Raw genomic sequence first — 24,258 nt, forward strand, 5'->3', positions numbered from 1 at the left:
CCGGTCACCGGCGGCGGAGTGCCATGACCTCTGCCGCCACGTCCACCAGTTGGCGGGCCGATTCGTCCCAGCTGAACTGCTCTGCCCGCGTCACGGACCGCCGCGAGACCTCCTGCCAGTGCTGCCCGTCGCCGAGGTTCCGGACGGCGGCGGCGAACTCCGTCGCCGACTCCGGATCGACGTAGGTGGCGGTGTCCGCCCCTACCTCGCGGAAGATCGGAATGTCGCTGGCAATCACCGGTGTGCCCAGCGCCATCGCCTCAACCAGCGGCAGGCCATAGCCCTCGGCCTTCGACAGGGTGACCAGCGCGGTGGTGCGGTTCAGGAGCGCCGTGTATTCGTCGTCGGTCACGCCGTTATGGAACACAACGTGGGCTCCGGAGGGGATCTGCGCTTCAAGCTCGGCGCGGCGGTGCGGGGTGATCCGGCTGAGCAGGTGCAGCGTGTAGCCAGGCAGTTCGGCCATCCCGGCGAGCATGGTTTCGACGTTCTTGTAGGGCATGAACGAACCCATGTAGAGCAGCGTCTTTTCCGGCGCGGCTGCCGGGTCGCGGGGCTGCTGGGCAGGCTGCGGAGCGTTGCTGACGATGCGCACCGGACGGCTGGTCAGGCGGTACTTGGACATCAGCGCCTCCGTGGTCCTGCTGATGGTGGCGACGACGTCGGCGCGGTTAAGCAGCAGCCGCTGGGGCCAGAACGCCTTGTGGTAGAGGCGCCACAGGATCCGGACCGGGGCCGGCAGGAAGCCCGGAGGTGCCGGGTGTTCGTAATAGATGAGATCGTGCAGGGTGAGCACCAGGCCGTACTTGCGTCCCCACGTGCCCATCGTCTGCATCGGGCAGACCACCACGTCCGCGCCGAGCTGATTGACCTTCCGGGCCACGAAAAGCTCGGCGGGGGAGAGCGGGCTGCTGATCAGCGTGTACGGAACGTCGGGAAGCAGGGCCAACTGCCGGAGATCACTGATGAGCATGGACACATCGGCGATCTTTGAGGCGGCGGCAATAAGGCTGGAACCGTAACGGCTGATCCCGTCGTGGTGGTCGGTCCGGGTGAAACGGGCATCGATGACTATCTTCACGCGGGGTGGTCCTTAAGGAAGCGGCGGATGAATCCTGCGGCAGGTTCTGGCGTTTCGTAGTGGATCAGGTGGCCGACGCCCGGGATGACGTCCAGTGTTGAGTCGGGGAGCAGCCCGGCCAGGCGGTGCTGGTCCCGCAGCAGGGCGATTTCATCCTTTTCGCCGGCGACGAGCAGGACGGGCAGGGTGAGCCTGGGCGCGACTTCGGCCACGTTGCTGCTGACGGACGCGGTGAACGATTCCAGCAGGGTGTCCCGGGTGGCGAACGCACTGAAGTACGCGTGGTGCTGCCCGTGGATGAACCGCAGCAAGTCCTTGTCCTTGGTTTTAGCCATGGCCATGCTCATCACCCGTACGATGAGCGGACTGCGGAGCAAGGCCAGGCCAAGAGGGCGGGGGAGGCGTGCGGAGAGGCGGTAGTACAGCACGGCCAGCCGGGTCATGAGGCCCTTGGGGCCTTCCAGCGCGGGCGCGGCGATGGGGTTGACCAGGATCAGCGGGCGGACGGCGTCCGGATGGGCCGCGACGAAATGGGCGGCCACGATGGAGCCGAACGAGTGTCCCAGCAGGACGGTGTCGGGCCGGAGTCCGAGGGCCGCCATGAAGTCACTGATGAACAGGCCGTAGCGCTCCACGCTGTGGGCGGCGTCGGTGAATGCCCCGGAGCTGCCAAACCCGGGGAGGTCGGGCATGATCAGGCGCATCTCGGGCAGCTGGTCGGCCACCCGCAGCAGCCCGTGGTGGTCGCCGCGGAAGCCATGGATGACCAGGATGGTCCGGGTGTCAGCCGTGGTTTTTTCCGGTTCGTAGACCCAGTAGGCAACGTTGCTGCCCGCCAGCTGCACCGTGGATGCGCGGGTGCGGGCGGCGAGTCCGCTGCTGACGAAGGACGGTGCTGTAGCGGGCTCGGAGTCGGCTGTTCTCATGTGCTGGGGAGTCCTAGTTGACGTTGTCGGGGTGGGAGCCGGTGCGGTGGCCGCGCTCCAGGGCTTCGATGTCCGCCATGTCCAGGGCTGAGAGCTCGAAGCCGAAGACGTCGAGGTTCTCGCGGATCCTGGCGGCGGAGCTTGCCTTCGGGATGGTGACGTTGCCGAGCTGCAGGTGCCAGCGCAGGACAATCTGGGCGGGGCTCACCTTGTGCTCGGCTGCCAGGGCGCCGATGACTGGATCCTCCAGCACTTGCCCGCGGCCCAGCGGGCTCCACGCCTCGGTAAGGATTCCCAGCCCGGAGTGCTTTTCCCGGAGCTCGGCCTGCTGCAGCCACGGATGCAGTTCGATCTGGTTCACGGCCGGCACCACCTCGGCTGTTTCCAGCAGCTGATCCAGGTGCTGGGGCTGGAAGTTGGACACGCCGATGGCACGGACCTTGCCCTCGCGGTAGAGGGTCTCCATGGCCCGGTACGTTTCCTGAAACAGTCCCTGCTTTGCGCACGGCCAGTGGATCAGGTACATGTCGACGTATTCCAGCCCGAGGTTGATCATGGACCTGTCGAAGGCCCTCAGCGTCGCGTCGTAGCCGTGGTCGTCGTTCCACACCTTGGTGGTGATGAAGAGGTCCTCGCGCGAGGTGCCAGCGGCCTCGCCGGAACCGCCGGTGGTGGCTTCCGCGGCGAACACTTCGACCAGGCCCCGCGCCACCCCGGATTCATTCCCGTACATGGCCGCTGTATCGAAATGGCGGTACCCGGCTTCCAGCGCAGTGGCCACCAGGTTGGCCGTGTCGTTCGCCGGAACCTTGTAAAGCCCGAAACCCAACTGGTCGATCAGCACGCCGTTGTTCAGGCTGAGCCGGGGTGAGGTAGTCATGGTTACGACTCTACCGATACCGCGGCGCGCCACGTGTGACCGGCAGGCGCAGTTCAGTTCCGCCGCAGGCCCGCCACAAGAGGTTCGTCAGCCCCAGCAGAGGCAGAACGGGTGGCCGGCGGGGTCCGCGTAGACCTGGAAGCCCGCGGCGGAATTGATGTCCTTGGCGGGCTTCAGCAGGCGTGCACCGAGGGACAGGGCCTCATCGTGGGCGGACGCGACGTCCTCAACATATAGGTCCAGATGGATCTGCTGTGGGTTCCCGTCCGGCCATTCCGGCGGCACGTGGTTGGGTGCGAGCTGAAAGCCCAGGCGCGGGTTCCCGTCGACACTGACGGTGTGCCAGTCATGCTCCGCGTCCACGGTGCCGCCCAGCAAGCCGGCCCAGAAGGCGCTCTCGGCAGGAAGGTCGGCGGCGTCGAACACAACGATCTCTCTGGTGATTTTCATGCGGTCATCCTTGCACGGCGGCCGCGATTTTCCGAGAGCCGCACACCAGTTTTCGGCGGGTGGTCCTGGCCGGCAGGGCGTCGCTCAGTTCCCATTTTTAAAGCTGACCAGCCGCCGGGCGGAGGCCTCATCGAGGATCAGATCCGTGGCCAGCCCGGCCACCAGTGCCCCTCGGAGCCCGTTGATCTTGGACGCGCCGGACACCACGCAGATCCGCCGGCGCACCTGGCGGAGCTGGTCCAGCGAAGGTCCGGTGGAACGTTCATTCAGGGTGATGCCGTCAGAGGACCCGTCGCCGCGGAAGAAGACCGTGGCCACGTCCCCGACGACGTCAGACTTCGCCAGGGTGACCAGGTCATCCTCGTCGAGGTAGCCGCCGGCGTACACGTGGCTGGGATAATCGGCATCCACCGAACCCACGCCGAAGATCGCAATGCTCATGCGGGACTGCAGGTCCAGGATGCGCTGCACGCTCCGCTCATTCCACATCGCGGTCTTCGTGGCGGCATGGTCGAAGAAGGCCGGCACGGGAAACTGTTCAACCCGTGCCCCGTACGCGCTGCCGAAGCGCCGCATGATGTCGCTGGCGTAGGTGATGCCGGTGGTTTGCATGTTGCCCGCCCCGTTCAGCTGCACCACGACGCTGTCGTGCGTGATCTTGCGGGTCAGGTGCCGGCTCACCGCGCTGAGGGTCGAGCCCCAAGCCACGCCGATGATCGCGTTCGAGTCCACGAGCGGTCCGATGGTGCGCGCAGCCTGCATGGCCACGCGGTCCAGCGTCTCCGCCTCATTCAGGGTGTCCAGGACGGGTACCACGTGCACATCCACCTTGTACTGCGCCCGGATCAACCGCTCCAATTCCGGCCCCGTGTCCAGGGGGCTGCGGATCTGGATCTGCACCAGACCCGACTCCCGCGCCGTTGAAAGCAGCCGGGAAACCGTGGAGCGGGAGGTCCGCAATTCCCGGGCGATGGCGTCCATGGTGAGGTCCTGCATGTAGTACAGCTGTGCGGCGCGAAGCGCGTCGGAATGTCGGGGCCGGGGCATGCATCTGTCCGTTCTGCACGTTTGTGCATAGTGCTTGACGTTATTTTCCATTAGTCCAAACAATAGTGGTGAACGGCCCCGCACCTTTCGGTGCGCCGTCTGCAACAAACCCTTTCTAACCAAACCCAAAGGAGCAGATTTGGGATCCCAGGATTCATCCGGCCATACCAACAGCGCTACCGCCGGCGGCGAGCGCGAGTCCGTCTCCCGGCTGCGCCGGCGGCCCAACGCCCGGGCCCTTGTCATCGGCGGCGGCATCAACGGTGTCGGAACATTCCGCGACCTCGCCCTGCAGGGCATCGACGTGGCACTGGTGGAGCGCGGCGATTACTGCCAGGGCGCCAGCGGCGCCTCGTCGCATATGATCCACGGCGGCATCCGTTATCTGGAAAACGGAGAATTCCGGCTGGTCCGGGAATCCGTGGTTGAGCGCAACCGGCTCCTGCGGATCGCACCCCACTACGTCAAGCCGCTGCAGACCACCATTCCGATCTTCAGCACATTCTCCGGCGTCCTGGCTGCACCACTGCGGTTCCTGACCCATAAGCAACAGGGCAAGCCCAAGGAGCGCGGCGCGTTCCTGATCAAGCTGGGGCTCAGCCTTTACGACTCCTTTTCCCGCGACGGCGGCAGCGTCCCGCGCCACCAGTTCCGCACCCGGCACAAGGCGCTGGCCGAACTCCCAATGCTGCACCCTGGCGTCAAATACACGGCCACATACTTCGACGCGTCCGTGCACAACCCGGAGCGGCTCACCCTGGACGTCCTGCAGGACGGCGAGAAGGCGGGCGGCCGGGCCAGCAACTACCTCTCCCTGATGTCCGTCAGCCCCAACGCAGATGGTTCCAGCACCGCGGTTCTCCGGGACCAACTGACCGGCGAGGAATTCGGCTTCACTGCGGACGTCATCGTTAACACCACCGGTGCGTGGGTGGACTTCACCAACCAGGCCATGGGTTCGCCCACCACCTTCATGGGCGGGACGAAGGGCTCCCACATCGTGCTTGACCACCCCGGCCTGCTCGCTGCCTGCGACGGACGCGAGATCTTCTTCGAACACACAGACGGCCGGATAGTCCTGATCTATCCCATGGGTGACCGCGTGCTGGTAGGAACCACCGACGTCGACGCTGACATGTCGGAAGACGCCGTCTGCTCAGAGGATGAAATTGACTACTTTTTCGACCTCATCGGCCACGTATTTCCTGACATTGCCGTAGACCGCGGTCAGATCGTCTACACGTTCTCGGGCGTGCGTCCGCTGCCGCGGCACGACGCCACCCAGCCGGGCTTCGTGTCCCGGGATTACCGCATCGAACGCCGCGGCCCGGAAGCAGGCTCCCAGGAGGGCGGCGCCGTCGTGCTCAGCCTGGTGGGCGGCAAGTGGACCACCTTCCGCGCTCTGGCCGAACACCTCGCCGACGACGTCCTCGCTGAACTGCGAACGGAACGGAGAATTTCGACGGCGAAGCTCGCCATCGGCGGCGGCTCGGGGTTCCCGGACAGCGAAGCCGGGATCCAGAATTGGATCAAGGCGCACATGAGCCCCACGCGCGACGCCGACCGGACAGCCGGTCTCCTCACCAGGTACGGCACCCGCGCGGGGGAAGTCATCAGCTATCTCGACGCCGGCCACGACCGCTTGCTGCGCTCTACCCGGGAGCTGAGCGTCAGGGAACTGCAGTTCATGGCCGCCCAGGAACAGGTCGGGCACCTCGTGGACGTCCTGATCCGCCGCACCTCCCTCGCCTTCCGCGGCCTGGTTACCGGTGAGTTGCTGAACGAAGTTGCCGAGGCCCTGGCCGAACCGCTCGGCTGGGATGCGGCAGGGGTTGCCGCGGAGATCAACCATGCGCAGGAGGTGCTGAAGCGGTACCACGGCGTCGAGGTTCACAGCCTCGTCGCATAGCGGGAAACAGTCCTTCAAACACGCGAAGGACTGACAACAGAAAATAGAGGAGTCAAAGATGTCTCTTGGATTGGTTTTTCTTTCCGAAGTTTGCGGAACCGGCATGCTCACGCTGCTGGGTTGCGGGGTGGTGGCCAACGTTGCGCTCAAAGGCACGAAGGGCAACAACGGGGGTTTCCTGATGGTCACCTGGGGTTGGGGCATCGCCGTCTTCGCCGGCGTCTACGTCGCCGCCGGATCCGGTGCCCACCTCAACCCCGCCGTTACCCTTGGCTTCCTGGCAAAGGGCAATGCGGAGTACGCCCCCGGTGTTGCCGTTGACTTCGCCTCCACCCTGACCTACTTGGGCGGTGAACTGACAGGCGCCTTTCTCGGCGCCGTGCTGACCTGGCTCGCGCACAAGCAGCACTTCGACGCCGAACCGGAGCCCGCCAACAAACTCGGCGTCTTCTCCACCGGTCCGGCGATCCGCTCCACCCCCTGGAACCTGATCACGGAAATCATCGGCACGTTTGTGCTTGTCTTCGTGATCCTCGCCTTCGGCGGAACGCCGTCGGGACTTGGCCCGCTGGCCGTGGCGCTGCTCGTCGTCGGCATCGGCGTGTCACTGGGCGGTCCCACCGGCTACGCCATCAATCCCGCCCGTGACCTCGGACCCCGCATCGCGCACGCCGTCCTGCCCATCAAGGGCAAGGGATCCAGCGACTGGAGCTACTCATGGATCCCGGTGGTAGGCCCGCTGGTCGGCGGCATCCTGGCCGGCCTGGTGGGGCATCTACCCATCGTGTTCACGGCGGCCACCTGAACCGCGGAAATTTCTTTCTAAGGCGCTGTGCCACGGCACCCATTTTCCGAAACCATATCCATAACCACATCTGTTCGATTCAAAGCACAACGACAAGGACGTCATCATGAGCCAATACGTAATCGCCGTCGACCAGGGCACCACCAGCACCCGCGCCATCATTTTCGACCACAGCGGCAGCATTGTGTCCTCCGGCCAGATGGAACATGAGCAGATCTTCCCGCAGGCCGGCTGGGTGGAGCACGATCCCGCGGAAATCTGGGACAACACCCGCGAGGTCATCGGTTCCGCACTGTCCAAGGCGAACCTGACCCGGCACGACATTGCCGCCGTCGGCATCACCAACCAGCGCGAAACGGCGGTGGTCTGGGACAAGACCACCGGCAAGCCGATCTACAACGCGATCGTGTGGCAGGACACCCGGACCCAGCCCATCGTCGACGAACTGGCGAAGGACGGGGGAGCGGACCGGTTCAAGCAGAAGGTCGGGCTGCCGCTGGCCACCTACTTCTCCGGGACCAAGATCAAGTGGATCCTGGACAACGTCGACGGCGCCCGTGATAAGGCCGAGGCGGGGGACCTCGTCTTCGGCAACACCGACTGCTGGGTGCTGTGGAACCTCACCGGAGGCGTGGACGGCGGAGTCCACGTCACCGACGTCACCAACGCCTCGAGGACCATGTTCATGGATCTCGACACGCTGCAGTGGGACGAGGAGATCCTTGGCATCTTCGGTGTTCCGGCGTCCATGATGCCCGCCATTAAGTCCTCCTCCGAGGTCTACGGTACTGTCCACACCTCGCAGCTGCTGCGGGAGGTCCCCGTGGCCGGCATCCTCGGCGACCAGCAGGCGGCCACCTTCGGCCAGGCGGCGTTCGAGACCGGCGAGGCCAAGAACACGTACGGCACCGGGTGCTTCCTCATCTTCAACACGGGCGAGGAGATTGTGCACTCCAAGAACGGGCTGCTCACCACTGTCGGCTACAAGCTGGGCGACGCGGCCCCGCACTATGCGCTGGAAGGGTCGATCGCCGTCACGGGTTCGCTCATCCAGTGGCTGCGCGACAACCTGAACATGATCAGCAGCGCCCCCGAGGTAGAGTCCCTCGCGGCTTCGGTGAAGGACAACGGCGGCGTGTACATCGTGCCGGCATTTTCCGGACTCTTCGCGCCCTACTGGCGCTCGGATGCGCGCGGCGCCATCGTGGGCCTGACCCGGTTCGTCAACAAGAGCCACATTGCCAGGGCCGCGCTTGAGGCCACCGCCTTCCAGACCCGCGAGGTTTTGGATGCGGTTAACGCCGACTCGGGCGTCCCGCTCACGGAACTGAAGGTCGACGGCGGCATGGTCGCCAACGATGCCCTCATGCAGTTCCAGGCGGACATCCTCGGCGTCCCGGTTATCCGCCCGAAGGTCGTGGAAACCACCGCGCTGGGCGCAGCGTACGCGGCGGGCCTCGCCGTCGGTTTCTGGAAGGACCTTGGCGAGTTGTCCGCCAACTGGTCCGAGGACAAGCGCTGGGAGCCGAACCTGGATCCCGGGGAGCGGGAACGGCAGCTGCGGCTCTGGAAGAAGGCGGTCACCAAGTCCATGGACTGGGTCGACGAGGACGTGAGGTGACGGCTGTGCCATGCGATCCGTGCTTGGAGTCCCGGGAACTCCCTGCCGGCACCTGAACTCCCGGACAGTTCGGACAAGCAGGACGGCCCGGACGCCGTGAACGCCACGCGTTCCGGGCCGTTGCCTGCTCAGGCGACCTTAGTCGCCGTCGGCGTCACCCGGCACGGCGACTTCGGCGCGCGGAGTCTTGGCATAGACGGACTTGCTGACCGAGTACGCATGTTTGTCGATCATTAGGGCCTGCCGGTTGATCGCCCTCAGCTGGTCTGTGCTGAGTTTCTTGATCCTGACGAGGTCCATGGTCTCCTGCTCAGGCCCGCCCACAGCCGTCACTTTCACCAGCCCCGTGCCCGGTGAATAGAACTTCCGCTGATGGCCCGCGCTGGCCGGTTCCAGGGGATTGTATTCGTCAACAACCAGCACGTTCTTGTAATTGCCGGTGGGCACCCGCACCTGCTGGTCCCTTTTGATGACGTCTCCGCAATCCAGGAAATCGACTTTCGGGGCGTACGCCTGGATGTAGTGGGGACCGCTGATCCGGGGCTTGGCCTTCATGGCTATGCCCGCCTTCGCCTTGTCCAGCCCGCTGATGAAAGTGCTGGGGGCGCCCGTGAACTTTCCGTTCTCAAACTCTTCCGGGTACTCCCCAAACAGCCATACGTCGCCCTTAGCGGTTTGGGCGAAGAACGCAAGCTCGGACTCGACCAGTTCGCCGTCGTTGTAGTCTCTGTCCCACATCACCACAGTTTTCACGCCGTCCACTACCTTGGTCAGTCCCGTTATGGTGTGGACCACCGTCCGTTTGGTGGTTTCGGTGGCTGTCTTGGCAGTACCGGTGGTCGTATATTGCATGCCCGGCTTCAGCGGGAACCACATGTTGGTGACCTTCGGCTTCTTTGGGAAGTCCGCCCTGTGGAACTCGGTGGCGGAGCCGGGCCCGCACAGGTCCCGGGGCACCCTGGACGCCGCAGCTGCCCCGGACGTCGACGTGAACGTGGCCAGAAACAGCATGAGCACAGAACCCAGCGCCGTCAGGTGTTTTTTGTGTGTGAGCATCTTGTTGCCTTTCTCTGACGTGTGTTCGGCTGATGCCGCACTCAGAGCAGCGCGTGGCCAGGCGAGGCAGGCTGGATGCGCTGCACACGCTGTTGATGCGGGACCTGGCGTTGGGCCTGACATGCCGGGGGACATTCCGTCCTGGGCAGGTAACCGGTCCACTGCAGGCTCCTCAAGCCGAGACCGTCGCCCTGCCCCCAAGCGCCTGGGCACGATCCCATGCGCTTGGTGTAAATGGTGTACCTGCTTCTACGGTTTGGCAATGGTGATTTCCTGCAAAGCCGCCGCGCCTTCTGCCTGCGCTCTCCGCCCCTTTCCCGGTGGACCGGGGCGGTGCCTGTTTCAGCATGGACCGGCAGAGACGCTAAAGTAGTTTTATGCGTGCGATCCTTCTGCTTAGCTAGCCGCTTGGTATCCCTAACAAATACGGATTATCGAGCGGCCGCCCCTCCATGTCGAGGGGCTTTTGTGTGTCCGGGGAGACCTTCCCGGCGGGCGGCGGGGATCAGACCGTTGTGACAGGACAGAGGTCATGACAGAACAGAAGAGGGCAGCAGTGAGCGTTCAGCCGGAGACCGAAACCGGAACAGCAGCAGGTGGAGCGGAGACACCCGAAGAGGGCGCGTACAGCTTCGCGGCGATGGAGGCCCGGTGGCCCCAGGTGTGGGAAGAACTGAAGGTTTTCACCCCCGCCGACGACGGTTCCCGGGAGCGCCGTTACGTCCTGGACATGTTCCCCTACCCGTCCGGTGACCTTCACATGGGCCACGCAGAAGCCTTCGCCATGGGCGACGTGGTGGCGCGGTACCTGCGCCAGCAGGGATACGACGTGCTGCACCCGATCGGCTGGGACTCGTTCGGGCTGCCCGCGGAAAACGCGGCGATCAAGCGCAACGCCCACCCGAGCGAGTGGACCTACGCCAACATCGACACCCAGGCCGCGTCCTTCAAACGCTACGCCATCTCCGCTGACTGGTCCCGCAGGCTCCACACTTCCGATCCCGAGTACTACCGCTGGACGCAGTGGCTGTTCAAGCGCTTCTACGAACGCGGCCTGGCCTACCGGAAGGACCACCCGGTCAACTGGTGCCCCAAGGACCAGACCGTGCTGGCCAACGAACAGGTTGTTAACGGCGCCTGCGAACGCTGCGGCACCGCCGTGACCAAGAAGTCGCTGAACCAGTGGTACTTCAAGATCACCGAGTACGCCGACCGGCTGCTGGATGACATGGAGCAGCTCCGCGGCCACTGGCCCGAGCGCGTGCTGGCAATGCAGAAGAACTGGATCGGCCGCTCCGAGGGCGCCCACGTCAACTTCGTCATCGAGGCCGACGGCAGCAAGCCCGCCAAGGACGTCACCGTCTTCACCACGCGCCCGGACACGCTGTACGGCGCCACGTTCTTCGTCGTCGCCGCCGACGCCCCGCTGGCCCTGGACCTGGTCACCGAGGAGCACGCCGCCGCCCTGGACGAATACCTTGACAAGGTCAAGGCGCTGTCGGAGATCGAACGCCAGTCCACCGAGCGCGAAAAGACCGGCGTCTTCACCGGCAGGTACGCGGTCAACCCGCTCAACGGCGAGAAGCTGCCCGTCTGGGCTGCCGACTACGTGCTGGCCGACTACGGCACGGGCGCCATCATGGCCGTGCCCGCACACGACCAGCGCGACCTCGACTTCGCCAAGGAATTCGGCCTCCCTGTGCGCGCGGTCCTGGACACCGGCGAAGAGGACCCTGCTGTGTCCGGCACGGCGACGGCGGGCGAAGGCACCCTGATCAACTCGGGCTCACTGAACGGCCTGCCCAAGAGCGAGGCCATCCCGGCAGCCATTCGGATCCTCGAAGGGCAGGGCACGGGCGAAAAGTTCGTCAACTTCCGCCTGCGCGACTGGCTGCTGAGCCGGCAGCGCTTCTGGGGCACACCCATCCCGATCATCCACTGCCCCGCCTGCGGCGAGGTGCCGGTTCCGGACGAGCAGCTGCCCGTCGAACTGCCGGCCGACCTGCGCGGCGAGGACCTGGCACCGAAGGGCACCTCTCCCTTGGCCGCGGCCGAAGCCTGGGTCAACGTCGAGTGCCCCACCTGCCACGGACCGGCGCGCCGGGACACGGACACCATGGACACCTTCGTGGATTCGTCCTGGTACTTTCTGCGCTTCGTTTCACCCCACTACACCGAAGGCCCGTTCGATCCCGAAAAGATCAACGACTGGATGCCGGTGGGACAGTACGTGGGCGGCGTGGAGCATGCCATCCTGCACCTGCTGTACGCCCGGTTCTTCACCAAGGTCATCAATGACCTGGGCCTGATCGAGGCGAACGAACCGTTCAGCGCCCTGCTCAACCAGGGCCAGGTGCTGAACGGCGGCAAGGCCATGAGCAAGTCGCTGGGCAACGGCGTTGACCTGGGTGAACAGCTGGACAAGTTCGGCGTCGACGCCGTCCGGCTCACGATGATCTTCGCGTCCCCGCCCGAGGACGACGTCGACTGGGCGGACGTTTCGCCGTCGGGCTCCGCGAAGTTCCTGGCCCGCGCCTGGCGGCTCGGGCAGGACGTTTCGAGCGCCCCCGGGGTTGACTTCAGCACCGGTGACCGCGCGCTGCGATCGGTCACTCACAGGACCATCGCGGACGCCGCAGAGCTGCTGGACAACAACAAGTTCAACGTCGTCGTGGCCAAGCTGATGGAGCTGGTCAACGCCACCCGCAAGACCATTGACTCCGGTGCCGGCGGCGCCGATCCGGCCGTGCGCGAAGCCGCCGAGGCGGTGGCCGTCATCCTCAGCCTCTTTGCGCCCTACACGGCGGAAGACCTGTGGAACGTCCTGGGCCACCCGGCGTCGGTGGCCAACGCCGGTTGGCCTACGCACGACGAGGCCCTTCTGGTGCAGGAGACCATCACCGCGGTGGTCCAGGTCCAGGGCAAGGTCAGGGACCGGCTCGAGGTGTCACCGGCCATCTCCGAGGACGACCTGCGTGAGCTTGCGCTGGCCTCCGAGAACGTCCAGCGTGCCCTCGACGGCCGGGGCATCCGGACGGTGATCGTGCGGGCACCTAAACTGGTGAACATCGTCCCGGCCTAGCAGCGATATTTTTGTAGCCCGGGAGCGACTGACCGGGCTCCGGCCGCCGGCACAGCCGGCGGCCGGAAACAACTGCAGGAGGTGTGCCGTGAAAGACCGCGAACCGGCAGCCTGGCTGTGGTTAAAGGAGCATCTGGTCCGTCTCCGCTTGGCCACCAGGCCCGGCCAGGTCCCGCCCACGGGCGAGCCCGCCGTCGTTGTCCGTACTGCCGTGGTGACGGATTCCGCTGCCGCACTGCCCGCCGACTGGGTGCGGGCCTTCTCCATCAACGGCCGGTTGGCCGTCATTCCAATGCCCGTCATGGTGGGCGAGGAGATCTACGGCGAGGGCGAGGACGACATCACGGGGACCATCGCTGTGGCCCTGGCCGCCGCGACGCCGGTTAAGACCTCCCGCCCGTCGCCGGGACAGTTTGAGCAGGCCTACCTTGCCGCCGAACGGCAGGGCTTCGAGTCCGTCGTATCCATCCACATCTCCGGTGGTCTATCCGGCACCGCTGATGCCGCCCGCCTCGCGGCCGGCCGGGTCAGGATCCCTGTCGAGGTGCTGGACACCCGCACCGTCGGAATGGCACAGGGACTGGCCGTGCAGAGTGCGGTGGTGGCGGCGGCGGACGGCCGCGGCGCCGGCGAGGTGCGCCGGCTCGCCGAGGAACGCGCGGCAAGGACCAAGGTCTACTTCTATGTGCCCAGCCTGGAGCAGTTGCGGCGCGGTGGACGCATCGGCGCCGCAGCCTCACTGGTCGGAGCCATGCTGTCCATCAAGCCGATCCTCGCGGTCGACGGCGGCAAGATCGTTCCGCTGGAAAAGGTCCGTTCGGCAGCGAGAGCCATTGCCCGGCTTGAGGAGATCGTGGTGGCGGATGCCGTGGGCCGGCCACCGGGGGAGGCGAGGCTGGCCATCCACCATTTCGGTAACCGGCCCGAGGCCGAGATGCTCGCGGCACGTCTGGCGGCGAAGCTTCCGGCCTGCCCGCCGGTCCAGATCAGCTCACTGCCAGCCGTGCTGGCAGCCCACGCAGGGCTTGGCGTCCTCGCCGTGATCGTGGGGGAGAGCAGCTCGTCCGTGGCCGGTTGCCTCGCCTCCCCGTCCAAGGCAGCCGGCACCAGCGGTACTGAGCCCGCCACCTAGGCCGTCGCAGGCAGCCTCCCCGCGGCCGTCGGGGAACCACACCACTGCCCACTTGTCACGGCTAGCAGCGCCTGCCCGGTGGTAGTACAGTCTCCCCACCGAGCAAGGAGGCTCCCATGTCCATGCAAGTCCACCACGTCGCCCAGTTGGACCGGGATGTGGCCGAGGAAGTCACGAAATGGATGAAGTACCTGAAAGGGCAGGTGACCAGCGTCCAGTTCCTCACCACCACAATCCCTGATCCGAAGGAACCGGAGAAGTGGCGCGTGCAATACGAGGCCTACATCACCTACCAGCGGTAGTGGCGCTATCCACATGGCGCAATCCACATAGGGCATGACGGGACTGTCGGGAAGGTTGACCGTTTCCTACCGTGGTGGATATGTCACGCCGGACCGCTGGAGCCTCTGCCAGCGCTCAGGCGCGCGTTGGTGAGGGGCGCCCAGGCGCAGGGCGCTCCGCAGGACGTGGCTCCGTGGGGGAGAGGACAACAGATGGGCGGACGGCCAGAAGGCTGGCAGCCACGCTCGGCCCGCCTGCCAGGCCCGGCCTTCCCTGCGATGAAGAGAAGGATCCGGCGCCGGGCGGTGGCCCCGCGGGGCTGCTGGAGACGGAAACGGGATCCGGCTTCGCTTACGGCCGGCAGGCCGGTTCCGCCAGGTCTGCGGTGTCCGGCGAAGTGGCCGAACCGCGGTTCCGGTGGCGCTTGGGCATACGTGCTGCAGTATTGGTGGGCGTGCTGTCGCTGATTGCCGGAGCCTTGCTCTGGTGGCAGGTGGCTGCCAACGGTCCTGTTGTCCTTCCGCTCAGCTCAGTCACCCACGACGCGGCGGGAAAATCAGCGGCCAGCACAGAAGGCCCGGACGGCAACGGCCAGGAGAGCAAGGACCGGGACGGCAGCGGCCCGGACCATGACAGCACCGTTAGCAGTGGGCCAGACAGTGACCGGCAGGCCGCTGACGGCAAAGACAGCGATGGAACGGCGGCCGGGAACGTCGTGGTGCACGTCGCCGGAGCGGTGAAGAAGGCCGGAGTGCTCCGGCTCCCGCGGGGAAGCAGGGTACATGAGGCCATCGCCGCCGCCGGGGGCGCCAGCCCTGAGGCCGATCTCGACCGCCTCAACCTCGCCTCCCCGCTGGAAGACGGCCAGAAAATCTATGTGCCGCGCCGCGGTGAGGCGGCACCGGCCGGCACATCCGGTGCCGCGCAAACGGACAAATCCGGCGCGGCCGGCACGTCAGGAGCGGACGCCGCAGAAGCAGCTGGAAGCGGCGGGCCTGCGGGCGACGGTGCCGATGCGGGCGGCAAAATTAATCTCAACACCGCCACCGTGGCAGAACTCGGCGAGCTGCCGAGGGTTGGCCCGGTGTTGGCCCAGCGCATCGTCGACTGGCGCACGCAGCAGGGCCCGTTCAAGTCACCCGAGGAACTTGACGCCATCGACGGAGTCGGCCCCAAAATGCTGGAAACGTTGCTTCCGCTGGTGACCGTCTGACATGGATCACGGGAACGAACGCGTGCCCAGCCGGTGGCACCGCTATGTCCAGGCGGCCGTGGATTTCCCAAGGCTCGACTCTACACAGGGCGAAAATTCTTCCGGCGATTCCGCCACTGCTGAGTCCTTGCCCTCACAGCCTCCGTCCCGGCCCGGTGCCGCGAGTGCCCTCAGCCGGAAGATCCGCGCTGACATCCGCGGTCGTCTGTTGCCGGAAGGACAGGACGTGGCCGCAACCGAACCGAACCGGCGCCGGACCGACCTTCGCCTTGCCCCGGCCGCACTGCTGGTGTGGGCAGCCACCGTAGGCGGGCCGTGGCTGACACCGGGCATCCTTCTGTTTGTGTGGGGCAGTCTCGCCGCGTGCGCCGGAACGCTCCTCGTCATCCTTCTGCGGAGGAAGAAAGCCGAAGGACGCTGGCGGCGCAGTTTCCTGACCACCCTGACGGCAGCACTCATGCTTGCCGCGGCATCGACCGCCCACTCGGCAGTGTCGTCGGCCCAGCGCCACGACGAGCAGGTGGCAGGACTCATCGCCGCGCATTCATCAGCGGTGGCGGAAGCCGAGATCACCGGGGCGCCCCGGGCCCTCAAGACACCCGGCCCCTCCGGGCGCGCAGAACGCTGGGCAGTGGCTGCGGTGCTCCGGTCCTTGACGTCGGGCGGCCAGGTAATGCACGCGCATCTGCCGGTGGTCATCATCGGAGGGCAGGAGTGGCAGCGCACCGGCACCGGCCAGTTGCTTCGGGTCACCGGAAGGCTCCGGCCTCCGGACCCGGGCCGGGTGGAGGCGGCGATCGTGACCGCGTCATCACCGCCGGTCCGGCTCGCAGCATCGCAGGATTGGCAGCAGGTGCCGGCCGGTCTGGGCAAGCGGTTCGCCTCAGCCGCCGCCTGGCTGGCCCCCGACGCGAGGGGCCTCCTCCCGGGCATGGTCACGGGCGATACCGGGGGCCTGAGCGAGGAGCTCGAAACAGCCATGAAAACCGTGGGCCTGACTCACCTGACGGCGGTGTCCGGCGCCAACTGCAGCCTAATACTCGGCGCTCTGCTGTTGGCGGCACGCTCGCTGCGCCTAGCCAGGATTCCGGCCGCAGCCGTCGCCCTCGCGGGCCTCGGCTTGTTCGTCCTCATGGTTGGTCCCGATGCGAGCGTGCTTAGGGCATCGCTGATGGGTGCGATTGCTTTGGCATCTCTGGCAGGCGGCCGGGCCGGCCGCGGACTGAGCTTCCTTTGCCTGGCCGTGATTGCCTTGCTGCTCGTGGAGCCGGAACTGGGGGTCAGCTTTGGCTTCCTGCTCTCCGTGCTGGCCACGCTGGGGATCATTGTGCTGGGACGCTGCATCATGGGCTGGTTCCCGCCAAGCGTACCGCGCTGGGCGGCCGCAGCTGTTGCGGTTCCGCTGTCGGCCCAGGTGCTGTGCGGCCCCATCATTGTGGTGCTGCAGCCACAATTTTCTACCTACTCGCTGTTGGCCAACGTGTTTGTTGCCCCTCTCGTGGCACCCGTCACCATCCTGGGCACGGCGGCCGTGGCGCTTCTGCCCCTCGTGCCATGGCTGGCGGCGGTACTGATCGGCGTGGCCGGCTTCTTTGCCGGTGGTGTGGCAGCCATCGCCCGGTTCACCGCTGGTCTTCCCGGCGCCGCGCCGCCCTGGCCGGAGGGCGTGTTCGGGTTGCTGACCATGCTGCTGTTCTCCGGTGTAACTTTGCTCGCCGTGTGGATGGCTGCCCATCCCGCCCGGACCGTCAGGATGGTCTTCGCCGCGCACGCCGCCACCGCCCGCCTCCTTGACCGGGTGCCGGAGGCCACTTTCCGCCGCGGCGGCCCGAACGACCGTGGGAGACTTAGAGTCTGCAATCTGAACTCCGGGAGGAATCACCAGTGGCCGCTGCCCAGCAACGACCGAAGACGCCGGCAGCCAATTCGGCGACCTGGCGGGACATAGCCCCTGCGGCTGTCGTCCTGATCACGGGTCCCGAGGAATACCTCGGCATCCGGGCGATGGACCGTGTCCGGACACAGGTACGGGCGGCCTCACCCGACGTGGAAGTCACCAGGCTCACTGCCGGCGCGTACGAGGCCGGGGCGCTGGCCATGAATGTGAGCCCGTCACTGTTCGGTGAGAACAAGCTGATCGAGGTGGACGGCCTCGAATCGATGAACGATGCCTTCCTGACGGACGCACTGAAGTACCTCAACAACGTGGAACAGGACGCCGTCCTCGTGCTCCGGCACGGCGGCGGAACCCGCGGCAAGAAGCTCCTCGATGCCGTGAAGGCCGGGGGATGGCCGACTGTTGACTGCCAGCCGTTGAAGAAGGATGCGGAAAAGACTGCCTTTGTCACGGCGGAGTTCAAGGCCGCCGGCAGGCGGATCACCCCGGAGGCAGTCCAGTCGCTGGTCAACGCGGTCGGCGCCAACCTGTCAGAGCTGGCGGCGGCATGCAGCCAGCTCATTGCCGACGCCTCCACTGCCGTTGATGCTGACATGGTCGACCGCTACTACGGCGGAAGGGTGGAGGCCACGGCGTTCAAGGTGGCGGACGCCGCCATGGCGGGCAATGGTCCTGTGGCCCTGTCCACACTCCGGCACGCGCTGGCAACGGGCGCCGATCCGGTACCGCTGGTGGCGGCATTGGCCGCCAAGCTGCGGACTGTCGCCAAGGTCGCCGGCGCCAAGGGATCATCGGCGCAGATCGCCAAGCAGCTGGGCATGCAGCCGTGGCTGGTGGAGCAGGCGCAGCGGGACGTCCGGAGGTGGACGCCGGAGGGCCTGGCCCGGTCCATCCAGGTCACGGCCGAAGCCGATGCGCAGGTCAAAGGACTTTCCCGCGATCCGGTCTACGCCGTCGAACACGCCGTCACGGTCATTGCTGCAGCAGCCCGTGGCCGTTAGCGCTTCTGGCTGGTAGACCCGGCCAGCTGGTAGACCCGGGCCAGCCTGTAGGCTCGGGCTGAGCTTGTAGGCTCGGGGCAGGGGGTTCGGTTGTGACTGATGATCTTTTGAGCGGTCCGCGCGGGCGCCAGTTCTGCCTGGGCGTTCTCACGGCAACGCAACCGGATATTTGGACCTTGGCTGCCAGAGCCGCCTCGTCTCTTCAGGATCATGCACTTGCCAGCGAACTGGCCGAGGCGCTCCGCAGCCCGGCATCGGTATCGGCTGCTGAATCAGCTGGTGGTGAGGCGCTGCTGGCTGGCCTTACTGAGGCGGTCGACGCCGCCCGCTACTGGCAGCAGCCGGACGAAACTGACGTCCTCCTCGCACAGCCTGCCGTCCGGTTGGCTTTGGGCCCGGTGGCGCATGCCTTGGCTGATTCCCTTGCAGCATGGTGGGGTCCCGGGTTTCTGGACCGGCACCGCCAGTGCTTTGTGCAGTGGACCGACGAACGTATAGGTCAGCCGCCGGATCCCCGCGGGGCAGCCAGAAAGCTGGCCGGTTGGAAAGCCGCGGCCATTGCGGACGAACACCAGGCGTCTAAACGGCCGAAGAACCCGGACGCAAACTGGGGCGGCTGGTGGTGGTCCACGCCCAGACCATCCGAGCTGCTCACCTCCACCAGAAGCCTGCCGGAACTCGGCGCCATTGGTCTCTCGCTGGTCGAGGACGGCCTCGGGTGGAAGCAGGCCACCGTCTGGCCACTGGCACCCTCGCCTGAAGCCCGTGTGTATGAGATCGATGGCCCGGCGGCATGGACCTGGCTGGTCGCGCGGTACCCAATGGACGTCAGCCTCTCCAAACGCCACGACTGGTGGCGGACCACAGGGATCGCCGGTCCCTGGCTGGTTCCCGACTGGTCCGCCGTTGGTGCCGACTACGACGGCGTTCATCTCACCTTGTGGGGATACCTCACGACCGCCGGACTCGCCCTTGCCGCAAGGCATTCCGCCGGTCCGTCAGTTGCAGTGCTTGAGCGGACAGTACTGGCGGGCTGGGATCCCGATGAGACCTACTGGCTCAACGACGTCCTCACGCCGGGCGCCGCCCCCTCGGACTGGCGCCGTGACGGGTCCGGTCGGTGGATAAGACAGAGTTGATCCGGACAGACCTGGTCCGGACAGACGCGGTCGGGACAGCGCGGTCAGCCTCAGCAGCCCGGGTAGCCGGCCCGGGTGGGAAGTCCGGAGGCTGCCGTTCGGAGACCGCTGTCGGGAGTCCCGCCGTCGGACGTTAAAGAGAAGTGGCCGGCACCAATGGTGCCGGCCACAAGCATCAGTTCAGTTGAACTGGAAAACCTTAGAGTGCGTTGACCTTCTTGGAGATCGCCGACTTGCGGTTTGCAGCGTTGTTCTTGTGCAGAACACCCTTGCTGACAGCCTTGTCCAGCTTACGGCTGGCAGAAACGAGCGCAGTAGCAGCGGCATCCTTGTCGGAGGACTCAACAGCGGTGTTGACGGCGCGGATGGCCGTCTTCAGCTCGGACTTGACTGCGTTGTTGCGCAGGCGGGCCTTCTCGTTGGTCAGGATGCGCTTCTTCTGGGACTTGATATTTGCCACGTGTGAACTCTCTTTGTAATGCGGAAATGGTCTAGAGGGCTTTCAAGCTGGCCTTGACTGAGCGGCGTGGGGATACCTATGGCGGCCAGCCATCAGTGACCGTCGACCTGCACGGACACACAGCTATAAATATTAGCAGGCCGGGGCCATTTGTGGCTATTCCGGGTACGGACGGCGCGCCACAGTCACGTCCAGCCGTGCAGCCTACGCAACTCGTCCGCCACCAGCCTAAACTTCTTCCGGTCCAGCACCGACCCCTCGCGCCGGATGTCGGCCGGATGGATCTGCAGGACGCGGTCCAGCTTTGCCTCGCTGGGGCGGCCCTGCCTGTCCCATGTCCCTGCGCCGACATCCACGTAGTCACGGCGGCCGCGGGGGTGGCCGTCATGGTCCTTGCTGGTCAGCATCAGACCCAGCAGGTACCTCCCGTGGCTGCCGACCAGGAGAACCGGCCGGTCCTTGCCCCCCGAATGGTCCTCTTCGAAGGGGACCCACGTCCATACGATCTCGCCGGGGTCCGGGCACCCGTCCGGGGAGGGGGAGTACTGCAGCGTCGCCGTACCGGTGAAGTCGCCCGGGTAAGTATCTGTGATGCCGGCCGGGAGCCGGGGCGCTTTTCCGGACCTGCCCCGGGCGGGCGCCGCAGTTCGGACCGCCGGTTGCCTCAGCACGCCGAGGAAGCGGAGCGATGCGCGGACGGCGCCGCCGATGGAGGAGAAGTTCAAAGCCATGCGGGCCACCCTACCCGCGCGGCCTTCAGGGCTGCCGGACCTCCGGGCGTGCGGGCCTTCAAAATGTACTGCCGGCGCCCGGGACGTGGGAGACTAGAGGTTCAGATATGCGGCAGGCAGCAGGATGGCCAGAGTTCAGCCTGAGCAACGCCGCTGAAATGCCAACAGTAAGGACCCTGCGTGTCTCCCATGGCCCGCACCGCCCCGGTGCCCGCCGCGACAGATCCGGCCATCATTCGGAATTTCTGCATCATCGCGCACATTGACCACGGTAAGTCCACCCTGGCCGACCGCATGCTGCAGTTCACCGGCGTCGTGCAGTCCCGCGACATGAAGGCCCAGTATCTGGACCGCATGGATATCGAGCGAGAGCGCGGCATCACCATCAAGTCCCAGGCTGTCCGCATGCCCTGGGAACTGGGCGGTGTGAACTACGCGCTGAACATGATCGACACGCCGGGCCACGTGGACTTCACCTACGAGGTGTCCCGTTCCCTTGCCGCCTGCGAGGGCGCCGTTCTGCTGGTGGACGCCGCGCAGGGCATCGAGGCCCAGACCCTGGCCAACCTGTATCTGGCCATGGAAAACGACCTCACCATCATCCCGGTCCTGAACAAGATTGACCTGCCGGCCGCCCAGCCGGAGAAGTACGCCGCCGAACTGGCCAGCCTCATCGGCGGCGATCCCGAAGATGTGCTGCTGGTCTCCGGCAAGACCGGCGTGGGCGTCGAGGCGCTGCTGGACAAGATCGTGCGCGACCTGCCCGCACCCGTCGGCGACCCGGACGCACCCGCCCGGGCGATGATCTTTGACTCCGTCTACGACACCTACCGCGGCGTGGTCACCTACGTCCGCGTGGTGGACGGCATGCTGCACCCGCGTGAGCGCATCCAGATGATGTCCACCAAGGCCAGCCACGAGCTCCTGGAAATCGGCGTGAGCTCCCCGGAGCCGACACCGTCCAAGGGCCTCGGCGTCGGGGAGGTGGGGTACCTCATCACCGGTGTGAAGGACGTCCGGCAGTCGAAGGTGGGCGACACCGTCACCAATCTCGCCAAGCCCGCGTCGGAATCACTGAGCGGCTATGCGGATCCCAAGCCGATGGTGTTCTCGGGCCTCTACCCGCTGGACGGCACCGACTACCCGGTGCTGCGTGACGCGCTGGACAAGCTCAAGCTGAACGATGCAGCCCTGATCTACGAACCGGAAACCTCCGCGGCCCTCGGCTTCGGCTTCCGCGTGGGCTTCCTCGGGCTGCTGCACCTGGAGATCGTCCGTGAGCGCCTCGAACGCGAATTCAACCTGGACCTGATCTCCACGGCGCCCAACGTGGTCTACGAGGTCACGCTCGAGGACAAGAACGTGATCACCGTGACGAACCCCAGCGAGTTCCCTTCCGGGAAGATCAACGAGGTCCGCGAACCCATGGTGGCCGCGACAATCCTCGCCCCCAACGAGTTTGTCGGCGCCATCATGGAGCTCTGCCAGGGCCGCCGCGGCGTCATGCGCGGCATGGACTACCTCTCCGAGGACCGGGTGGAACTGCGGTACTGGATGCCGCTGGCCGAGATCGTCTTCGACTTCTTTGACCTGCTTAAGTCCAAGACGCGCGGCTACGCCTCGCTGGACTGGAAGGCCGACGGCGAACAGGTCGCCGACCTGGTCAAGGTGGACATCCTGCTCCAGGGCGAACAGGTGGACGCCTTCAGCGCCATCACCCACAAGGACAAGGCGTACGCCTACGGTGTGATGATGACCGGCAAGCTGCGCGAACTCATACCGCGCCAGCAGTTCGAAGTGCCTATCCAGGCAGCCATCGGGTCCCGGATCATCGCCCGCGAGTCCATCCGCGCCATCCGCAAGGACGTTTTGGCCAAGTGCTACGGCGGCGACATCTCCCGTAAGCGCAAGCTGCTGGAAAAGCAGAAGGAAGGCAAGAAGCGCATGAAGATGGTGGGGCGCGTGGAAGTGCCGCAGGAAGCCTTCATCGCAGCCCTGACCACTGACGAATCCAAGGACAAGGCCAAGAAGTAGTGATGACCGTGGCCGGAACCTCCGGGGGCCGCACCCATGCCTAGCGTTCTTCCCCTCGGCGACCCCGCGCCGTCGGACGGCCTGCTGCCGCAACAGGCGGCGGACGGTGCGGCCGCCCGGGCCTTCGGGCTCTACGTGCACATCCCGTTCTGCGCGGTGCGGTGCGGTTACTGCGACTTCAACACCTATACCGCAACCGAGCTCGGCGGCGGCGCGTCCCAGGACGCTTACGCCTCCACCGCCATCTCGGAAGTGGACTTTGCCGCGCGGGTCCTTGACCGGTCGGGGTTGCCCGCCCGCAAGCTGAGCACCGTGTTTTTCGGTGGCGGCACGCCGACGCTCCTGCCCGCCGAGGACCTGGCCAGAATCCTCCGTGCCGCAATAGACACATGGGGGATCGAACCGGGAGCCGAAGTGACCACGGAGGCCAACCCGGACTCGGTCACGCCGGAATCCCTCCAACTGCTTGCCGATGCGGGCTTCACCCGGGTCTCCTTCGGCATGCAGTCCGCTGTGCCCCACGTGCTGAAGGTGCTGGACCGCACGCATACCCCGAGCCGTGTTCCGCTCGTGGTGCAGTGGGCGCGCGACGCCGGGCTGGCCGTCAGCCTGGACTTGATCTACGGAACACCGGGGGAGTCCCTCGAGGACTGGCGCTTTTCGCTCGAGACCGCCCTGTCGTACCAGCCGGACCACATCAGCGCCTATGCGCTGATCATTGAGGACGGCACCAAGCTCGCCGCCCAGATCCGCCGTGGCGAGGTTCCGGAAATCGACGACGACGACCACGCCGACAAGTACGAACTCGCCGACCGGATGATCTCCGACGCCGGCCTGCACTGGTACGAGGTCAGCAACTGGTCCGCGACGCCGGAGCAGGCGTGCCGCCACAACCTCGCCTACTGGCGCGGGGACGACTGGTGGGGCATCGGCCCGGGCGCGCACTCGCACGTGGGCGGGGTGCGCTGGTGGAACGTCAAGCACCCCACCGCCTATGCCGGACGTCTGGGCTCGGGCGTCTCGCCGGCGGCAGGACGCGAAACGCTCGGCCCGGAAACCCGGGGCGTCGAAAAGGTCATGCTGGAAGCCCGGCTTTTCTCGGGGCTCGAGACCGCTGCCCTCTCGCCCGCGGGGAGGAAGGCCGTGGCCGGGCTGATCGCCGACGGCCTCGTGGTGCCCGAGGACGCCTTCAGGGGCCGGCTTGTCCTCACGCTGAAGGGCCGCCTGCTGGCGGATGCCGTGGTCCGCAGGATCCTGCCGGACTAGCCGCCACAACAGAAAAACAACGCGAGGTCACTTCCAGCCCAATATCCTTACGCAGAATCATACGGTCGTTGCAACATCTGATTTCTGGAGGTTGCCATGCCGAGTGGTTATCGGGCGCCCGATGCGCTGAAGGATGAGTTCTTTTCATTGCTCCGGCAGGGGGTGTCGGTGAAGGAAGCCTCTGCCCGGGTCGGGGTGTGGCGCAGCAATACGCAGCGGTGGCTGGGTAAGACTGGCGGCATGCTG

Annotated in this window: 20 protein-coding genes; 12 read left to right on the plus strand and 8 right to left on the minus strand. The window is 66.0% G+C overall.

What is annotated here, in order from left to right; all coding sequences use genetic code 11:
- Positions 1 to 4 precede the first annotated feature (4 nt).
- From CXZ05_RS09730 to CXZ05_RS09750, 5 genes are all read right to left on the minus strand, one after another.
- Entirely contained in the window at positions 5 to 1,081 is a 1,077-nt protein-coding gene (locus CXZ05_RS09730) for a glycosyltransferase family 1 protein (RefSeq protein WP_102972387.1), read from the minus strand.
- The gene (locus CXZ05_RS09735) at positions 1,078 to 2,007 is read right to left on the minus strand and encodes an alpha/beta fold hydrolase (protein ID WP_102972388.1); all 930 of its coding nucleotides are present in this window, start codon (positions 2,005 to 2,007) and stop codon (positions 1,078 to 1,080) included. The genes CXZ05_RS09730 and CXZ05_RS09735 overlap by 4 nt, the downstream gene beginning before the upstream one ends.
- Before the next feature lie 13 nt (positions 2,008 to 2,020).
- On the minus strand, positions 2,021 to 2,887 hold the full coding sequence (locus CXZ05_RS09740; protein WP_102972389.1) for an aldo/keto reductase: 867 nt from the start codon (positions 2,885 to 2,887) through the stop codon (positions 2,021 to 2,023).
- A gap of 87 nt (positions 2,888 to 2,974) precedes the next feature.
- Positions 2,975 to 3,337, minus strand: coding sequence for a VOC family protein (locus CXZ05_RS09745; RefSeq protein ID WP_102972390.1), 363 nt, complete (start codon positions 3,335 to 3,337; stop codon positions 2,975 to 2,977).
- 84 nt (positions 3,338 to 3,421) lie between these two features.
- On the minus strand, positions 3,422 to 4,384 hold the full coding sequence (locus CXZ05_RS09750) for a sugar-binding transcriptional regulator (RefSeq protein WP_102972391.1): 963 nt from the start codon (positions 4,382 to 4,384) through the stop codon (positions 3,422 to 3,424).
- Between the two features lie 139 nt (positions 4,385 to 4,523).
- Here CXZ05_RS09750 and CXZ05_RS09755 point away from each other — a divergent pair, with 139 nt between their 5' ends.
- The 3 genes from CXZ05_RS09755 (at position 4,524) to glpK (ending at position 8,719) form a co-directional block, all read left to right on the plus strand.
- Positions 4,524 to 6,293, plus strand: a complete 1,770-nt coding sequence (locus tag CXZ05_RS09755) for a glycerol-3-phosphate dehydrogenase/oxidase (RefSeq protein WP_102972392.1) — start codon at positions 4,524 to 4,526, stop codon at positions 6,291 to 6,293.
- A gap of 58 nt (positions 6,294 to 6,351) precedes the next feature.
- The gene (locus CXZ05_RS09760; protein WP_102972393.1) at positions 6,352 to 7,098 is read left to right on the plus strand and encodes an MIP/aquaporin family protein; all 747 of its coding nucleotides are present in this window, start codon (positions 6,352 to 6,354) and stop codon (positions 7,096 to 7,098) included.
- Between the two features lie 106 nt (positions 7,099 to 7,204).
- The gene (glpK, locus tag CXZ05_RS09765; RefSeq protein ID WP_102972394.1) at positions 7,205 to 8,719 is read left to right on the plus strand and encodes a glycerol kinase GlpK; all 1,515 of its coding nucleotides are present in this window, start codon (positions 7,205 to 7,207) and stop codon (positions 8,717 to 8,719) included.
- Positions 8,720 to 8,857: 138 nt separating this feature from the next.
- Here the strand turns inward: glpK and CXZ05_RS09770 are convergent, their stop codons facing one another.
- The gene (locus CXZ05_RS09770; RefSeq protein WP_102972395.1) at positions 8,858 to 9,775 is read right to left on the minus strand and encodes a hypothetical protein; all 918 of its coding nucleotides are present in this window, start codon (positions 9,773 to 9,775) and stop codon (positions 8,858 to 8,860) included.
- 556 nt (positions 9,776 to 10,331) lie between these two features.
- On the opposite strand from CXZ05_RS09770, the gene leuS reads away from it, so the two are divergent.
- The 7 genes from leuS to CXZ05_RS09805 all read left to right on the plus strand — a co-directional run bounded on the left by leuS (position 10,332) and on the right by CXZ05_RS09805 (position 19,521).
- On the plus strand, positions 10,332 to 12,857 hold the full coding sequence (gene leuS / locus CXZ05_RS09775; protein WP_102972430.1) for a leucine--tRNA ligase: 2,526 nt from the start codon (positions 10,332 to 10,334) through the stop codon (positions 12,855 to 12,857).
- 88 nt (positions 12,858 to 12,945) lie between these two features.
- The gene (locus tag CXZ05_RS09780; RefSeq protein ID WP_102972396.1) at positions 12,946 to 13,989 is read left to right on the plus strand and encodes a DegV family protein; all 1,044 of its coding nucleotides are present in this window, start codon (positions 12,946 to 12,948) and stop codon (positions 13,987 to 13,989) included.
- 116 nt (positions 13,990 to 14,105) lie between these two features.
- Entirely contained in the window at positions 14,106 to 14,291 is a 186-nt protein-coding gene (locus tag CXZ05_RS09785; protein WP_102972397.1) for a hypothetical protein, read from the plus strand.
- 173 nt (positions 14,292 to 14,464) lie between these two features.
- Entirely contained in the window at positions 14,465 to 15,484 is a 1,020-nt protein-coding gene (locus CXZ05_RS09790; protein WP_258006523.1) for a helix-hairpin-helix domain-containing protein, read from the plus strand.
- Positions 15,485 to 15,710: 226 nt separating this feature from the next.
- Positions 15,711 to 17,432 carry a ComEC/Rec2 family competence protein gene (locus CXZ05_RS09795; RefSeq protein WP_258006524.1) on the plus strand — a complete coding sequence of 574 codons (1,722 nt, stop codon included), beginning with the start codon at positions 15,711 to 15,713 and terminating at the stop codon, positions 17,430 to 17,432.
- Positions 17,369 to 18,382 carry a DNA polymerase III subunit delta gene (gene holA, locus CXZ05_RS09800; RefSeq protein WP_102972400.1) on the plus strand — a complete coding sequence of 338 codons (1,014 nt, stop codon included), beginning with the start codon at positions 17,369 to 17,371 and terminating at the stop codon, positions 18,380 to 18,382. Before CXZ05_RS09795 ends, holA begins: the two co-directional genes overlap by 64 nt.
- 176 nt (positions 18,383 to 18,558) lie before the next feature.
- The gene (locus CXZ05_RS09805; protein WP_102972401.1) at positions 18,559 to 19,521 is read left to right on the plus strand and encodes a hypothetical protein; all 963 of its coding nucleotides are present in this window, start codon (positions 18,559 to 18,561) and stop codon (positions 19,519 to 19,521) included.
- 199 nt (positions 19,522 to 19,720) lie between these two features.
- On the opposite strand, the gene rpsT is transcribed toward CXZ05_RS09805, so the two are convergent.
- Together rpsT and CXZ05_RS09815 are read right to left on the minus strand one after the other, a co-directional pair.
- A complete protein-coding gene (rpsT, locus tag CXZ05_RS09810) occupies positions 19,721 to 19,981 on the minus strand; it encodes a 30S ribosomal protein S20 (protein ID WP_102972402.1) in 261 nt (86 codons plus the stop codon).
- 185 nt (positions 19,982 to 20,166) lie between these two features.
- Entirely contained in the window at positions 20,167 to 20,712 is a 546-nt protein-coding gene (locus CXZ05_RS09815; RefSeq protein WP_180987342.1) for a type II toxin-antitoxin system PemK/MazF family toxin, read from the minus strand.
- A gap of 180 nt (positions 20,713 to 20,892) precedes the next feature.
- On the opposite strand from CXZ05_RS09815, the gene lepA reads away from it, so the two are divergent.
- Together lepA and hemW are read left to right on the plus strand one after the other, a co-directional pair.
- Positions 20,893 to 22,746, plus strand: a complete 1,854-nt coding sequence (lepA, locus tag CXZ05_RS09820) for a translation elongation factor 4 (protein WP_180987343.1) — start codon at positions 20,893 to 20,895, stop codon at positions 22,744 to 22,746.
- 36 nt (positions 22,747 to 22,782) lie between these two features.
- On the plus strand, positions 22,783 to 24,012 hold the full coding sequence (gene hemW, locus CXZ05_RS09825) for a radical SAM family heme chaperone HemW (RefSeq protein WP_102972405.1): 1,230 nt from the start codon (positions 22,783 to 22,785) through the stop codon (positions 24,010 to 24,012).
- Positions 24,013 to 24,258: the final 246 nt, after the last annotated feature.

Source organism: Arthrobacter sp. AFG20 (assembly GCF_002892795.1).
Classification (GTDB): Bacteria; Actinomycetota; Actinomycetes; order Actinomycetales; family Micrococcaceae; genus Arthrobacter.